Source organism: Microbulbifer variabilis (assembly GCF_052467165.1).
The window spans coordinates 3299559-3313892 of sequence record NZ_CP174301.1; the positions used below are offsets into that span (position 1 = coordinate 3299559).

A 14334-nucleotide genomic window follows, 5' to 3' on the forward strand; every position below is an offset into this window, starting at 1 on the left:
GGTGAACGGAAAAATTCCTTCGGAAATGAACTCTATCAATTTGGCTTGGAGGCCGACACTATTCCTTGATTTGTACTATGTCCTTTATAAAAGTTAATCCCAGTAAAATTAGACACACAGGTTATTTTCATTGGTGTCCATTTTTTAGGCATCCGATTATAAAAATGAATGATCTTCAATTATTCAAAGATAAGTTCGCAATGAGTGATCTACTTGCTCGCCACACATTAACGATAGGTAGCTATGATACACATGGCTAAGCATCAGTGTTTACGCCTGAAGGTCGCTTCAAACACGGCAATCCTATGCCCCCAACTGAAATGCTACACAGTGATACACAACAAGGTGGGGGGCGGCATATTACATACTCTCCCTGACATCAAAGTTCAGAACATGGGCAATCTGCCTCGGGCAAAGCAACTACCATGTTTATCGTAGCGACTCGATCCGGTTATCCTGTTGCCGTAGCCGCCGAATACCGGAATCAATTAGTCAAGGTAGCAGGTCACTGGCTTTTTCAATGTCGGCGAGGGAGGGAAGTTGTCCTGCCGGAAGATCCTGTTTTTCCAATTATCATTACTGATCCGGATACCCTGCGATCAGATAAGTTTGTTGTTGGATGCATGGAACAACCAGGGTGAGCTGATACCGGGTTAAACTCCCAACACAGTAATAAAACAGGCCAAAATAAATTATAAAATTATTCCCACCAACCAGGACTAATTTAATGCACGCAATGGCACATCATCGCGACGCCCAATTGATACCCCCAGTATTCTTACCAGAAATTCCGTAAGCACCCCAGCAGTAAAACCCCAGATTTCATAACTCTCGTATTGATAAGCCGGCAAATAAATAGCTTGATCATCAATGGTCACTCTATCGGTACGGATACGGGGATCAGCCATAAAAAAAGAAAGGGGAACACGGAACACGGCATCCAGCTCACCCGGATTAGGGGAAAGTTCGATATCAGGGGAGATTACTCCCACCCATGGGGTTACATTTACCTGCCACCTGGTTCTACGCGGCCACAGGGGACCGAGCATACGCACCGCATTCATCGGCAGGGCAACTTCCTCCTCTGCCTCGCGCAAAGCGGTATATTGCAACGACGGGTCGGTGGCATCCCAACGTCCCCCAGGCAGCGAGACCTCTCCGGAATGGGTGGACAAATTGGCGGAGCGCTTGGTAAGAATTACCTGTGGGTCAGGCTCATCGGTCAGGGCAACCAGAACCGCAGCGTGACCGGACAGGTCTGGCCCTATTGGAACTCCAGCCTCAAGCTCCTCAATCTGCTGAAATATATTTTTTTCAATCGTTGATAGCATAAATCACTGTCCTGCCCCAGAAGACCTGGGTACTCCCTAACTTTCATCATACTCATTTCTGGCGTTAACACCGAGCTATCTGCCACATAATCCATTTGTCGCATATAGCTCGAACACCTCTACATCCCTACTTTTCCGCCGCAACACTTCGTTCAGTCTGCGGGGTATAACCGCCTTTTAGCTTCTCCCGCACTGTCTGCACCAAGGCGTAATAGACCGGAACCAGCAGGGTGGCGAACAAGCTGGCGGCCAACATGCCACCAAACACCACCAACCCCAGGGAAACCCGGCTGACCGCGCCGGCCCCAGTGGCCACCAGTAACGGTATCACTCCGAGGATAAATGACATAGCCGTCATCAGAACCGCTCGAAAACGCAGACGCGTGGCAGAGAGAGCCGCATCAGCAATCGACTTCCCTTTATCCCGTTCTACACAGGCGAACTCCACAATCAGGATGGCACTTTTAGCCGCCATGCCAATAAGTAAGACCAAACCAATCTGGGTATAGAGGTTGTTGATAGAGCCAGCCAACCAAACCACCAGCATGGCGCCGCATATAGCGATTGGCACGCACAAGAGCACTGCGATCGGAATACTCCAGCTTTCATACTGGGCGACCAAGAACAGGTATACAAACACAATGGCCAGACTGAACAGGATTGGAGCCAGATTACCCGAAGTTATTTCCTGCAAACTGATCCCTGTCCACTCATAGCCATACCCCTCCGGCAGGTTTTCGGCCAACTCCTCCATTGCATCCATAGCCTGTCCACTGGAGTAACCGGTCGAAGGGGCACCGTTGATAGTGATACTGTTGTACAAGTTATAGCGGGTGATTGTTTGCGGAGCGACGATCGGGGTGATAGTGGCAACTGAAGTCACCGGCACCAGGCCACCGCTATTGGCACGCACATAGAAGCCCGCCAGGTTTTCTTCCTCATCGCGAAATTGCGCATCAGCTTGGGCAATCACCCGGAATACTTTGCCGTACAGATTGAAATCATTGATGTAATAGCCACCAAGAAATGTCTGCAAAGTGGAATAGACTTCCGGCAGGGGCACTCCGAGCACATGGGCTTTTTCTTTGTCCAGTTTTAATTCCAGTTGGGGAGTGCTGGCCTGGAAGCTGGTAAAGGCCTGAGCAATTTCTGGACGCTGGTTAGCGTTACCCAGCAGGTCAAATAAAACCTGGGTGAGTTCCAGAATACTGCGCCCCTGTAAATCCTCAAGTACAAATTCGAATCCACCCACGGTACCTATACCCGGTAACGGCGGAATTGCGAAAGGCATAATCTGCGCATTGGGTATCGCTGCCAGTTTTTTCTGCAGGCGATCCATCAGGGCAAACTGATGATCTTCTTCGTTTGTTCGTTCGTCCCAGGGTTTCAGCACCGCAAACATCATGGCCGTATTGGAGGAGGCACTGTTGGTGAGCAGGTTGTAACCCGGCACCCCTACCACATGGGCCATGGCCGGCTCTTCCAACAGAATATCCGTGACCTGATCAACCACTGGTCCAGTCCTCTCCAGGGATGAACCATCCGGCAGCTGCACATGCAACATAAAAGTGCCCTGGTCCTCATCGGGAATAAATCCGGTGGGAATACTGGTAAATAACCAGGCGGTAAAAAGAAAAAGCCCGATAACAGAAAGGATACCAATCAGTGGAATTTTCACACAGGCCTTAACCATGCCCACATAGAAATTGGTGGAGCGATGGAGCAGTTTATTAAAGAAACCAAATGCTCCGGTCTCTTTAATTCCGGCAACTTCTCCATCTTTACCGGGTTTAAGAATACTGGCACACAGTGCCGGGCTCAGCGTAAGCGCATTTAATGAGGAAATAGCCACCGCCATAGAAATAGTAATGGCAAATTGTTGATACATTTTTCCGGTAATACCCGGCATCAACATTACCGGCACAAATACGGCAAACAACACCAAGGTGGTAGCGATCACCGGCCCGGTAACTTCTCGCATAGATTCCAGTGCCGCTTCTTTGGGAGGCAACCCCTCCCCCATCAGGCGTTGGGTGTTTTCCACCACAATAATTGCATCGTCCACCACAATACCAATGGCCAGGATCAGCGCAAACAGGGTGATGGTATTGATGGTCATACCAAATGCCAGCATCAGAGCGAAGGTACCGACCAGAGATACCGGGATGGCGATAGCGGGAATCAGAGTGGAGCGCCAGTCCTGTAAAAACAGGAACACCACCAGTATTACCAAAATCAAGGCAATAAACAGTGTCTGCACCACTTCCTTAATCGAGGCCTCCACAAAGAGAGTGGTGTCATAAAGAACTTCTGCAGTGAGCCCTTCAGGGAAACGTTGAGAGAGCTGCGCCACCTTCTCTTTAATGCCCTCAGCCACATCCAAGGCATTTGCATCAGGTAATTGATAGACCCCCATCACTGCCGAAGGCTCGTTATCCAACTGACCATAGGACGAGTAGGATTGACTCCCAAGTTCGACCCTGGCTATATCCTTAACCTTAACCATGGCGCCATCGGGCTTGGCGCGGATAGTAATATCTTCAAATTCCTGAGGGCTAACCAGACGTCCCTGCACCAGAATATTGTACTGAAATTGCTGATCCTTGCGGATAGGTGGCGAGCCAATCTGCCCTGCCGCCACCTGAACGTTCTGGGCCTGCACCGCACTGATTACATCCTGGGCAGTAACATCCAGTGCTGCCATACGATTGGGGTCCAACCACAACCGCATGGCATAATTACGCGAACCAAAAATAACAACACTGCTCACTCCCGAAACACGGGCCAGCTCATCTTTTAGGTAAATTTCCGCATAGTTGGCCAGGAATAGCTCGTCGAATTTCTGGTCTGGCGAAAATAAATTAACGACAAGCAGTAGCGTAGTACTCTTCTTGGAAACCACTACACCATCCCGTTTTACATCCTCTGGTAGTTGAGGCATTGCCTGCTCTACCCGATTCTGAACATTTACCTGAGCAATATCGTCGTCGTAACCGGATTTAAAAGTGACCGTCAGGCTATAGGAGCCATCATTGCCACTGGTTGAAGACATATAATCCATGCCTTCCACCCCATTGACCTGTGACTCAATTGGCACAGCGACACTATCGCGCATCACCTCCGCGCTGGCGCCTGCATAGTTGGTAGTGACATTAATAGTCGCAGGAGTAATTTCAGGGAACTGGGCTACTGGTAATAAGGGCAGGGATAAAATCCCCGCAAGGGAGATCAGTATGGATATTACAAAAGCGAAACGGGGCCGCCGGATACAAAAGGCACTGATCATAAAGCCGCTAGATGCCCCCCGCCCTTTCGGGACTACTTATAGTCATCTGCCTCTCCCTCATAACCCGGGAGCGTACTTTCATCCTCTCCTTTACCAGGCTCTCCTTTCTTCGCACCCTTTGACTGCATCTGCGCTGGTGAGCCACCTTCTCCTGTGGGTTCCGCCGGCTTCGCTGCGGCATCATAGGGATTGCGTGGTGTATTTTGCGGTGTTACCGGTTTTCCGGCCTGAACCCGCTGCAGGCCATTGACGATTATCGACTCACCGGCAACCAGCCCATCATTCACCGCCCAAAGTTCCCCCTCGCGTTGACCCAGGGTTAAATAGCGTTTTTCCGCGATATTGTTTCGACCCAGTACAAACACATAGCGACCCTGCATATCCTCCAGCACAGATGACTGTGGCACTAATGGCTTCAATGCCTCACTGCCGGTAAATACCAAAATGGAAACTCGGGCAAATTGACCCTGTACCAGCAACTGCCCTGGATTGGGAAACAGGGCGCGTACTGCCACTGATCCGGTATTTGGGTCTATTTGGTTGTCGATAAAAACTATGTTGCCTTTGTAGGGGTAAAAATTGCCATCCGGCAGTTCTATACGCACATCCAAACTGGTGGGGGGCAGTCCTTCTCGCCGGCGTCGCTCCGCATCCACCTGAACAGCATAAAGTTGATCTTCAGGCACCTCGAAAAGTACATAAATTGGGTCCATCTTAACGATGGTCGTTAGGGGGTCAGAATTAGGGCCCACCAGGGAGCCTTCGGTAAAATCCGTGCGACCGATACGACCTGTGAGTGGCGCATAAATTTTGGTGTAGGATAGATCCAGTCTGGCGCTTTCGACTTTGGCGCGATCCGCATCCACCTGGGATTTTGTCTCCTCGTACGTGCCCATCAGTTCATCCATCTGCACTTGGCTGATAGCACCGGTTGCTACGAGGGTGCGACCTCGGCGGAAATTACGCTCGGCAACCCGTAACGAGGCCTCAGTGCGCTCCAAATTAGCGCTCTGATTATCCAACTCTGCAATAAAAGGACGTGGGTCGATTTCAAAAAGCAATTGGCCTTTCTGAACGGTATCGCCTTCTTTAAAGTTGCGGCTTTGAATATACCCCTCTACCCGGGGGCGCACTTTGTACTCGTCAGTGGCTTCTACCCTACCGACAAATTCAAAGCGCGGAATAACAGGCTGCTCTCGCACCACGAGCACCTCGACTGGAGGCGGTGGCGGCGTTTTTTCTTCATCGCCCTTGCCACCACAGGCGTATAAGACAAATAGGATCAGCCAAAAAAATAAAAAACGCGCCATGGCAGAGAAGACACCGCCTTAAATACATCAACGTCTATTAACAACTATAGGCGTCAAAATTCTGGGAGCTGACGCTGGAATCTTGCATAGGTATACTGACGACATGAAATTTTGCAGCCAATGCGGCAGTAGTGCCGTCACGTTTTCCATTCCAAAGGGTGATGATCGCCCCCGCCACCTCTGCGGCAACTGCGGCGCCATTCACTACATAAACCCGCGCGTTATCGTCGGTGTACTGCCATACCTGGAAGACCGGGTGATGCTGTGCAAACGCGCTATTGAGCCGCGCCTGGGTCTCTGGACCTTACCTGCAGGCTTTATGGAAAACGGGGAGAGTAGCGAAGAAGGTGCCCTACGGGAGTCATGGGAAGAAGCTCGCGCCAACATCCGTGTGGATGGCCTCTACTCGGTCTATGACATCCCCCATATCAATCAGGTCTACCTGATGTACCGCGGTGAGCTGACAGATACCAATTTTGGGCCTGGACCGGAATCCCTGGAAGTGGAATTATTTCGCGAAGTGGACATCCCCTGGCGTGAAATTGCCTTTCCCATTATGCACAAAACTCTCGAGCACTACTTTGAGGACAGCAAACTGGGGCAATACCAACTGCACCGCGGCGTAATTTCACGAAAACTCAAACTGTAATCGGCAAACCCACATCAAACTTATATGGCGAATGAAGGCTAGCTGTTACCCCAAGACCTCGGAGAAACACAGCCTCACCAGATTGTAAAAGGATGTTCCGATGAAATATGCCTATATGCTTGCGGTCCTGCTCCTGGTAGGCGTAGGTTTATCAATGATTCTGCCTGACCCAGAGGGCAAACCAATAATGTCTCCCAGTGACTGGTTGCCGGACCAGAAGACAATAGACAATGTGCGCCACCAAGGGCAACGTGCACTGCACACAGTCACTTCCACTTCACAGCAATCTGCAAAGCAACTGGAAAGCTTTGTGAAGTCCAGTGGATTGATATCCCCAGTTCAAAGTGAAACACCCGCCACTGAAGTCTTCACTTGGCAGGATAGAGAGGGAAACTGGCACTTCTCTGACTCAGTGCCTGAAGGGCTGGATACCTCAATACGTATCCACCGGGTAAAGCCCATCAACACAGTACCAGGCACTCAGGTCTCTGCCAATGAGGAGCCTCCGCATGCCCAAGCGACTCCCCCGCAGGAGAGCGCTGGAGCCGATAGCCGGATTTCCCAACTTCTTAAAGAAGTGCAAGCGTTGCAAGAGAAAAGCCTGCAGCGCCAACAAGCCTTAGACAACCTCTAGAATCTAAGCGGTGGGAAACTCTCTTGTCTCCTGCCTTTGCTTAATAGCTATATTGCAACGATCATCCAGGCGCCACAGGTCAAAAGCGGGCTCTTCATAGGGGTGGGCACCATAAAGTGCCTGCAGTGTGGCATCGACATGTTCATCCGCACATACCATTTCCACGCGATACTCTGATACCTGCTCCACCTCCCCGGATTCACCAATAAATGGCTGGCTACCTGGTAATGGACGGAACTGGCCAGTACCCAGCACTTGCCAGCAACAATGATCGTAATCACCAATGCGCCCCGCACCAGCAGCAAAAAGGGCCTGCTTCACCTCTTCGAGATGGGATTCGGGAATATAAATACAAAACTTATACATAGCAGCAGCTCATAGTGGGGAATAAAAAAGAGGCCCTTAAGGCCTCTTTCGTACGGCAAAGCCCAGCATCAATTCATAATGATTTAAAACATCATTGTCATCAGTTTGCGCTGGTATTGGATGGCAACAGGGTCTCCAGTACCGAGGCTTTTTACAATATCCAGGAATGCCTGCTTGGCTGCGCCATCGGCAAAGTTCATATCCTTGCGAAGTATATCCAGTAATAGCTCCAGGGCTTCCTGGTGACGGTTCGCCTGGCTGTACTGTACCGCCAACTGGTAGGCGGAGTCATAGTCCTGGGGATTCTGTTCCAGCGCCTTCTGCAATGCCTGGATTTCCGGAGTATCCGCGGCCTGCAGCTTCAATTCCAGCTGGGCCATCAATTGCTGGTACTCTGCATCTTGATCTGCAAGCTGGATTTTGCCCAGCACAGTTTCCGCTTCTTGGGCGCGATTCTGGTCTAGTAATACTGCTGCCAGCTGCTTGGCAATATCTGCCCGCTCTGAGGACTCAGTGTAAGCTTGGCGCAACAGAGGTAAAGCCTCATCCACCTTACCCTCACCAATAAGTGCTTGGGCCTGCTGCAACTTTATATCCCAGGGCTTGGGCAGATATTTGTCCAGTATTTCGCGGATCTGGGCTTCCGGCTGCACGCCCGCAAAGCCATCCACCGGTTGACCATCTTTCAATAACATCACCGTCGGCAGGCTGCGTACTCCCAGCTGGCCGGCAATCATCTGCTCGGTATCCGCGTTCACTTTGGCCAGCAGGAACTGACCAGCGTACTCGTTAGCCAGTTTTTCCAATACTGGCATTAACTGCTTGCAGGGTTCACACCAGTCCGCCCAGAAATCCACCAGTACCGGGCGCTTCATGGATTCTTCAATCAATACTTGCTGGGCGTTTTCTGCCGTTACATCGACAATAAATTCGTTCACAAACTCTCCTGAGTCACGTCTGCGTATTGGTTTGTTGTACTGTTAGCGGTATAGGATATCGGCGCCATAGGCCAATTCAAGGGACTGCCGCTCTATCTTGCGCAGGCCTTTTACTACCAATCCATAGGATCGATCTGCCATCCGCTCAATCTCATAATCTGGCACTGTGCCATCCAGCAACACCGTATTCCAGTGCTTCTTGTTCATGTGGTACCCCGGCAGCACACCGGGGAAGATATCCCTCAAGGCCTGAGCCTCATCCGGATCACACTTCAGATTGGAGGCATCCACTCCACGGTAACGGCTGAGGGTAGCAAACATTCGCCCCTTGATCTTGTATACCGCCACATCTGGACCAAAGGGAAAATCCTCAATAGCCTCAGGGCGAGATAGCAGATAATTCCTCATCGCCACTCTCAACATAATAAAACCCTACCAATCCAATGAAGATGGCAGGCGCGGTGAGGACAGCAGTTTGGCAAAACGGTGCCAGCGCTCATCGGTATTATCTGTACCGCGCTCTACATAATCCGCCACCAGCTTTTTCCCCCAGTTATAATTAATGACATAGGCGCCATAGGCATCCACAAAGTCCTTTCTTTGCTTGGCTTTGGCCGGGCTCATCAGGGTGTACTTCTCGAATAGCGCCGGCACATCATCACCTTCGATTTCCCCATCAATATATTGGCGCGCGATCTCATTACCGGCAAAGCTCAACTTATCCACTAGCGCCATAACGCGATCGTACTTTATAGCATTCTGCGGATTCAGCCCGGCCAGGGGGTAGAGTACTTCCATCTCAAAGCGGGTCTTTTCCTCACCAGGAAAGGCCAGCTCAATACCATAGTTAGCACTGCCCTCGGCAATAAGAGACTGAGGGCTGAACAGAGGGTAAACACTGTATTCCACCCAGCCGCGCTCTTTCACCAGGGATTGCTCCAGCAGCGCATTGTAGGTGTGATGACCGGGATAACCCTCATGGCACCCCAGATCTATAGCGCGATCAATAGTGATCGGCAGACCACCATTCACCTGGATTAAACTGTGGGAGCCCCCCTGGTACCAGTTGTAACCGCTCCAGGGCTTGTCGCTGACATACTCCAGTACAAAGTTCTCATTGTCCGGCAACGGAATGTACTGCTTGGTACGCAGACGACACTCTCTAATTGACGCATCGAATACCGCCTCAAGCTTGTCTGCGGGAATCTCAAAATTACTGCGAAATGCCTGTACCCGTTCACTCAGTGGCTGGTCACCCGGTAGCAACTCTTCCAACTCCGTAAGCAGGGGCTCAAACCTGGCAAAGTCCTGCTTAGGTGGCTGGGTGTCATACAGCTCGCGGGCCTCCTGGGCGAAGTTGCGTTCGCTTTCACCGGAAAGGCGCTTAGCGTGGGCCACCAAAGCCCCCAATTGGGTTTTCAGGTAGTGAAGACGAAGGCCACCCATAGAACCATCTGCTTCTCTACCGACCGGTAACCGTTCAAGTAGCGCCTCCCCACGCTGGGCAATTTCTGCCGTGGTCGCGCTACTTTGCTGTGCCTGCTCACGCCACTCGGCTGGGCCGTAAAAAGCATCCACATAGATCTTGTCATGATTACCCAGCTCCAGTACCAGGGAAACATACGCCCTTGCCACATCGTCAATAGATAAATCGCCCTTCGCTTCTTCCATAGCCTGTTTTGCCTCAATAACCTTCGGTGGTATTGCCGTATGGGTCTCACTGGCTTTTTTTCCTTCACATGCACCCAAAAACAGTGGTACAGCTAGCATCGGCAACAGACCCACCGCTTTAATCGCTTGCATCATTATTATTTCTCGCTCGACCCATTTAATACCGATATTGATTGTGTGATGAATTGTCTCTGGTGGGAACCGCAGCCCCACAAGGCAGGGGCCCACAATCAAAATGACGACAGGAACTTAGCTATGTTTTCCAGGGTGCTCGTCCGCTGCACTCTCCCCGAGGCCCTCCTCGTCTTCTACCTCCAGGTGCACACCTTCAAATTCTTCTGACACAGGTGCACTACGCAACACCAGAAAACCAGCGATACCGGCGATCACAGAGGCTAACAGAATGCCCGCCTTGGCCTGAATCAACAGATCCGCCTGGGTGCTAAACGCCAGCTCGGCAATAAATATCGACATGGTGAAGCCGATACCGCCTAGTAATGCCACCCCAACAATATGTTGGAAGTTCGCCGAATTAGGCAGCTTGCCCCACCCCAACTTCCAGCCAATCCACGTAGCACCCACGATACCCACCAACTTACCGATCACCAAGCCGGCAATAACCCCCAAAGTAACAGGGTTAATCACCGCAGTAGTGCTGGTAAAGCTGTCGAACGGAATACCCGCATTGGCCAGGGCAAAGATGGGGATTACCAGGAAGCCCACCGGGGTATGCAACCGGGTTTCCATGCGCTGCAGGGGAGACTGTGCCAGGTTCACACCATTACCCAGAGCCATGACTCGAGCACGCAAAGCATCATTGGCAATAATCTTGTCTCCCGGGCGGAAGCAGCGATCAAAGCTGCGAATAATATCTTTTACAAAAGTACTGAACGCCACCGGGTCATATTTAGGTTTGGCAGGCAATGCCATAGCGGTAATAACGCCGGCAATGGTTGCGTGAACACCGGCCAGGTAGAGTTCATACCACAACAAGACCCCAACAAAAACATAAGCTGGGGAGCGGCGCACACCGGCAGCCTTTAACAGCCACATAATCACCACCAGGCAACCCGAAGCAATCAGCGCAGTCAGGTTTACCTGTTCGGTATACCAGATTGCTATTACCAGGATGGCACCCAGGTCATCCACAATGGCCAGGGCCACCAGGAAGGTTACTACCGCCCGGGGCACCCTGTTACCCAGTAACGCAATACACCCCACTGCAAAGGCAATATCTGTAGCCATAGGGATACCCCAGCCACGCTCTGCCTCACCGCCAGAATTAAAGGCGCCGTAGATCAGGGCCGGAACCACCATGCCACCAATGGCTGCCATTACCGGCAATACCGCTTGGCGCAAGTCGGAAAGCTCGCCCACCATAAATTCGCGCTTCAATTCCAGGCCTACCAGAAAAAAGAAGATTGCCATCAGGCCATCATTAATCCAGTGATGAAGGGAAAGAGAAAATTCCCACTCCCCTGCACTAAGACTGATAGGCATATGCAGCAGGTGTTTGTACGCGTCTTCCAGGGGGGAGTTGGCAATAATCAGTGCAGCCAGCGCAGAAAGCATCAGTAAAATGCCGCTGCTGCTTTGTCGATGGATAAATTCTTCGAAAGGTGTCACCAGGCGTCCAAAGGCCCCTTCTAAAGGCGCTTCAAATACCTTTCCTTTACGAATCTTGAACTTATCCAAAACGCTTTTTGCCATCGACTGACGTCCTCCTACCTAAAGACTAGCCCTACAAAAACGAGGGCCGCACTTCTACCTACGGGAGCCAGAGGTTAGCATGGCCACTGTATTCTTAACCATATTGACAGGATTGCATTGCAGAAGATGACCCGATTGGACCAATTGCTCGTAAAGAGAAAACTCGCCAATTCCCGCACTCACGCCAAAAAGCTGGTTGATACCGGCAGGGTCATGCTATCTGAAGGCGGCCCCCTGGAACTAGCACGCAAAGCCGGGCAATTAGTCAGTGACGATTGTTCCCTTAATGTCACACCGTTACCGGAAGATCAGTATGTCTCCCGTGCCGGATTAAAGCTGGCAGCCATTCTCGATCACACAGGCTTAAACCCAAAGGGGTGGCACGCCTTGGATATCGGTTGTTCCACCGGCGGATTCAGCGACTGTCTGTTGCAGAAAGGCGCAAAATCTGTCGTAGGAGTAGATGTTGGTCAGGGCCAGTTGGCACAGAAACTCCTGGTGGACCCACGTATGCACCTGTTTGAGGGTATTAATGCTCGCCACCTGGAAGCCTCTCAGATAGCTCCCTATGGAGACGACGGGTTTGATACCATCGTTATGGACGTATCCTTTATTTCCCAAACATTAATACTGCCGCAGCTACCCCCTCTTTTAAAACCAAAAGGCCAATTGTTGACCCTGGTAAAACCACAATTTGAAGTTGGTCCCGAAGGTATTGGTAAAGGGGGCTTGGTGCGCGATACAAATCTCTACCCACAGGTGCGCCAGAGAATCACACATTTATGTGATGAACTAGGACTTGAGATCAAAGAATACATTGACAGTCCAATTAAAGGTGGCGATGGCAACCGGGAATTCTTACTTTGGGCAGCACATAGGGAAGTATGAGCGAAGAGAACTGAAAAAAGTTTAATATTACTTTACGCCAGGGCCATCATATTTTGAGGGCCTTGACAATTTCGTTTAAAAATTAAAATTTCCGGAGAGATCTTAGACACTTACCTTTTAGAGTTAAGGAATATCTCTATATTTCTCTAAAAACACTCCCCCCCTTTAATAAAAACTATTTATTACTATCACAATTTATAAATGAACACGTAATAAATGCTCCCTATCCTGCGCACATAAAACAACAACCCGGATAACTCCGATGAAACGATTAATCTTGTTGTGTGCATTCTCCAGTTCATTGCAAGCAGCTCCACTGACTAACTACAGGATAATAGATGGTGACACAGTTCACGGATATATTTCTGGTGAATATGTTGAGATACGCCTTCAATGTATTGATGCACCGGAAACCTATCCCAGTACGCAAACGTATGGCCCAGAGGCTACTCAAACCCTGAATTATTTATTGTCATTTGGCTCTGTGGATTTCCAATCTACAGGGAGGGATCAGTACGGCAGAGAAACTGGCTATCTGTTTGTAAATGGGTACAACATCAATCAAGAAATGGTCGCAAGAGGAGCCGCTTGGAATTATGCCTACTATTGCGGGGATAAATTCGAGATTGAGCAAGAGTTTGCATACTACTCCAATCTAGGATTGTGGGGAGAAGCAGAAGCAAAAGACCCCTACTGCTTTCGCAAGAGCCTGGATCACGCTTTTTGCTATTACAATCCGGAAAATAATTTAATTCCAGATGATTGACTCACTATAAAATCATCAACGCTAACTAAATTTCACAACACTTAATAAAGCGGCCTGAAGAATTTAATAGATTCTCTACCAGGCCGCTAAAACTATAAATTTTTTATAACTCTACATTTGAAATTTTTAGAACAAGAATTGCTCAACTTTTGCTTCAGCTATTCCAATTCTTGCGGGCTAATTCTCAAAATTAAATGACGGGGCTTTCCATAGTACCCTAAAGCCTACTTCATATCTCCTTTGACTATATAGGCTTCAGCCAAGCTACTCAACACTTTGTAAGTTTCTGAGTATTCAGCATTCAACTTAAGGAACTATATTGCCCGATCAACATCAACCCAGAACCACTTATTGCATAACCGACTATAACAATAAAAATTGATAACATCCCTCAATATTGCTCACCAAAAAAACCTGGCCTGACTATCAATCATATAACCTTTAAACAGGTCTTAATTCGCTATAGAAACCAATAACGGACATCGTGTAATACTTTTCTTATAAACCATATATCACAGAATCAACATACAGACCAATAAATTCTGAGACATGATTTCCCTTGAGAAATACATGCTGATTCATTGAGATGTAGCTATACATAACTTGTATTTATCAAGTGGCTCACTTCATACAAAATCGGTACATTTCTTCAGTAAAACCTGATCGCCCTACTATATACCGGGAGCAATCGCAGAGTAAACATTAAAAGTCTTGGGGAATGAATAAAAATGATAGATAGCTTAAAACCTTGCAAATAAACAACCTGCTAGGACTTGCCATCCTGA

General features: G+C 49.5%; 12 protein-coding genes. 4 read left to right on the forward strand and 8 right to left on the reverse strand.

Features of this window, described 5'->3' with window-relative positions; all coding sequences use genetic code 11:
* Positions 1–719: 719 nt before the first annotated feature.
* From ACJJIP_RS14675 to ACJJIP_RS14685, 3 genes are all read right to left on the reverse strand, one after another.
* Complete coding sequence (locus ACJJIP_RS14675; RefSeq protein ID WP_020411695.1) at positions 720–1331, reverse strand: NUDIX hydrolase; 612 nt, start codon at positions 1329–1331, stop codon at positions 720–722.
* A 127-nt stretch (positions 1332–1458) separates the two neighbouring features.
* On the reverse strand, positions 1459–4617 hold the full coding sequence (locus tag ACJJIP_RS14680) for an efflux RND transporter permease subunit (protein WP_020411694.1): 3159 nt from the start codon (positions 4615–4617) through the stop codon (positions 1459–1461).
* A 32-nt stretch (positions 4618–4649) separates the two neighbouring features.
* Positions 4650–5927, reverse strand: coding sequence for an efflux RND transporter periplasmic adaptor subunit (locus tag ACJJIP_RS14685; protein WP_444901978.1), 1278 nt, complete (start codon positions 5925–5927; stop codon positions 4650–4652).
* Positions 5928–6030: 103 nt separating this feature from the next.
* On the opposite strand from ACJJIP_RS14685, the gene ACJJIP_RS14690 reads away from it, so the two are divergent.
* On the forward strand, positions 6031–6576 hold the full coding sequence (locus ACJJIP_RS14690; RefSeq protein WP_020411692.1) for an NUDIX hydrolase: 546 nt from the start codon (positions 6031–6033) through the stop codon (positions 6574–6576).
* Between the two features lie 100 nt (positions 6577–6676).
* Positions 6677–7210 (forward strand): DUF4124 domain-containing protein, encoded by a 534-nt coding sequence (locus tag ACJJIP_RS14695; RefSeq protein ID WP_444945438.1) that lies wholly within the window; start codon positions 6677–6679, stop codon positions 7208–7210.
* Positions 7211–7213: 3 nt separating this feature from the next.
* On the opposite strand, the gene ACJJIP_RS14700 is transcribed toward ACJJIP_RS14695, so the two are convergent.
* The 5 genes from ACJJIP_RS14700 to nhaA form a co-directional block, all read right to left on the reverse strand.
* Positions 7214–7576: a YqfO family protein gene (locus ACJJIP_RS14700; RefSeq protein WP_282951277.1), complete on the reverse strand. Its 363-nt coding sequence runs from the start codon at positions 7574–7576 to the stop codon at positions 7214–7216.
* Between the two features lie 83 nt (positions 7577–7659).
* Positions 7660–8514, reverse strand: a complete 855-nt coding sequence (trxA, locus tag ACJJIP_RS14705) for a thioredoxin (RefSeq protein ID WP_444945439.1) — start codon at positions 8512–8514, stop codon at positions 7660–7662.
* A gap of 42 nt (positions 8515–8556) precedes the next feature.
* A complete protein-coding gene (locus tag ACJJIP_RS14710) occupies positions 8557–8922 on the reverse strand; it encodes an MmcQ/YjbR family DNA-binding protein (protein ID WP_020411688.1) in 366 nt (121 codons plus the stop codon).
* A gap of 24 nt (positions 8923–8946) precedes the next feature.
* Positions 8947–10320: a hypothetical protein gene (locus tag ACJJIP_RS14715; RefSeq protein WP_444945440.1), complete on the reverse strand. Its 1374-nt coding sequence runs from the start codon at positions 10318–10320 to the stop codon at positions 8947–8949.
* A gap of 114 nt (positions 10321–10434) precedes the next feature.
* Complete coding sequence (gene nhaA / locus ACJJIP_RS14720; RefSeq protein WP_444945441.1) at positions 10435–11895, reverse strand: Na+/H+ antiporter NhaA; 1461 nt, start codon at positions 11893–11895, stop codon at positions 10435–10437.
* A 126-nt stretch (positions 11896–12021) separates the two neighbouring features.
* Here nhaA and ACJJIP_RS14725 point away from each other — a divergent pair, with 126 nt between their 5' ends.
* The gene (locus tag ACJJIP_RS14725; RefSeq protein ID WP_444945442.1) at positions 12022–12783 is read left to right on the forward strand and encodes a TlyA family RNA methyltransferase; all 762 of its coding nucleotides are present in this window, start codon (positions 12022–12024) and stop codon (positions 12781–12783) included.
* A gap of 262 nt (positions 12784–13045) precedes the next feature.
* Positions 13046–13549: a thermonuclease family protein gene (locus tag ACJJIP_RS14730; RefSeq protein ID WP_444945443.1), complete on the forward strand. Its 504-nt coding sequence runs from the start codon at positions 13046–13048 to the stop codon at positions 13547–13549.
* The last annotated feature ends 785 nt before the right edge of the window (positions 13550–14334 follow it).